Source organism: Vreelandella nigrificans, from assembly GCF_002374315.1.
GTDB lineage: Bacteria > Pseudomonadota > Gammaproteobacteria > Pseudomonadales > Halomonadaceae > Vreelandella > Vreelandella nigrificans.
Window position 1 is genome coordinate 1 of sequence record NZ_NWUX01000057.1, and the last position, 1,541, is coordinate 1,541.

1 pseudogene is annotated in these 1,541 nt (G+C 55.0%); it reads left to right on the forward strand.

Annotated elements, in window-relative coordinates:
- A pseudogene (locus CPA45_RS22430) lies at positions 1-1,541 on the forward strand (hypothetical protein); the annotation flags it as partial.

A 1,541-nucleotide genomic window follows, 5' to 3' on the forward strand; every position in this document is an offset into this window, starting at 1 on the left:
TTAGGCGAGCGCCTGGATATTGTCACCAGCAACGCCAACCTCAGCACCGAAGTAACCGACGATGAGACGCTGGTGATCGCGATGAGCGATGACCTGGACGTCAACAGCGTGACCACCAACACCCTCGACGTAGCCAACAACGCCACCATTGGCGGCGCGCTTAACGTAACGGGTCAGACGACCCTGAGTGGTGGCCTGAGCATGGATGGCAATCGCATCACCAATGTGGCGGCCGGTATTGATGGCACCGACGCGGTGAACGTTGACCAACTGACGAATGTCAGTGACGTGGCCAATGCTGGCTGGAACGTTCAGACCAACGGCGATACGGCGACTAATGTGGCGCCGGGCGATACCGTCCAAATGATCGATGGCCAGAACATCGCCATTACCCGCAACGGTACTGACATCACCGTAGCCACGGCAGATGACGTCACGTTCACCAACGTTGAGGTGACCGAGAACCTGAATGTTGCTGGCGATACCCATATTGGTGGTAGCACCATCATCAATGAAAACCTCACGGTAGAAGGTGAGACCCGCCTGGGCGACCACTTCCTCGTGAACAACGAAGGCAACGTCACCTACACCGGCGACATCACCGAAGGTGACCACATCACCAACAAGGCTTACGTTGATAACAGCGTGACGGAGTTGGGTGACACGCCGCTGACGTTTGGTGCTAACGAGGGTGAAGACACCGAGCGCCGCCTGGGTGATCGTTTAGATATCGTGGGCGAGGCCAATGAAGAAGGTAACAGCAACATCATCACCAAGCTGACTGATGATGAGACGCTGGAACTGGCGTTGAGCAACGACCTTGAAATTGGCAACAGCATCACGGTGGGTGACACCTTCATTGATGGTGACAGCATCACCACCAACAACGTGACGGTGAATGAGAACCTGACGGTTGAAGGTGACACGTTCTTGAACGAGAACCTGTACGTTGATGGCAGCACTACCATCAATGAAAACCTCACGGTAGAAGGTGAGACCCGCCTGGGCGACCACTTCCTCGTGAACAACGAAGGCAACGTCACCTACACCGGCGACATCACCGAAGGTGACCACATCACCAACAAGGCTTACGTTGATAACAGCGTGACGGAGTTGGGTGATACGCCGCTGACGTTTGGTGCTAACGAGGGTGAAGACACCGAGCGCCGCCTGGGTGATCGTTTAGATATCGTGGGCGAGGCCAATGAAGAAGGTAACAGCAACATCATCACCAAGCTGACCGATGATGAGACGCTGGAACTGGCGTTGAGCGACGACCTTGAGATTGGCAACAGCATCACGGTGGGTGACACCTTCATTGATGGTGACAGCATCACCACCAACAACATGACGGTGAATGAGAACCTGACCGTGGCAGGTGAAACGCGCCTGGGCGATAACTTCTTCGTTAACAACGAGGGTAACGTCACCTACACCGGCGAGATCACCGAAGGCGACCACATTACCAACAAGGCTTACGTTGATAACAGCGTGACGGAGTTGGGTGATACGCCGCTGACGTTTGGTGCTAACGAGGGTGA